Consider the following 480-nt stretch of genomic DNA (forward strand, 5'->3'; position numbering starts at 1 on the left):
TGCTCGGCCTGGCCCATGTCGCCCCGGATGTTCTCGAGGAAGGTGGCGTAGGCACCGAGGATATTGGCGTGGTGGGGGTCGGCGTCGATGGCCCGCTGGTACAGCTGCTCGGCCTGGCCCATGTCGCCGCGGACGGTGTGCAGGAAGGCGGCGTAACTGGCGAGGATATTGGCGTGGTGGGGGTCGGCGTCGATGGCCCGCTGGTACATCTGCTCGGCCTGGCCCATGTCGCGGCGGACAATGTGCAGGAAGGTGGCGTAGGCACCGAGGATGTTGGCGTTGGTGGGGTCGGCTGTGATGGCCCGCTGGTACATCTGCTCGGCCTGGTCCATGTCGCCGCGGACGGTGTGCAGGAAGGTGGCGTAGGCACCGAGGATGTTGGCGTTGGTGGGGTCGGCGTCGATGGCCCGCTGGTACATCTGCTCGGCCTGGCCCATGTCGCCCCGGATGTTCTCGAGGAAGGTGGCGTAGGCACCGAGG

1 protein-coding gene is annotated in these 480 nt (G+C 67.5%); it reads right to left on the bottom strand.

The window, feature by feature from the left end:
* A partial coding sequence (locus tag FK256_RS14075) for a tetratricopeptide repeat protein (protein ID WP_170197985.1) occupies nucleotides 1–480 on the bottom strand: 480 nt, incomplete at both ends.

Source organism: Actinomyces johnsonii, from assembly GCF_006546835.1.
Classification (GTDB): domain Bacteria; phylum Actinomycetota; class Actinomycetes; order Actinomycetales; family Actinomycetaceae; genus Actinomyces; species Actinomyces johnsonii.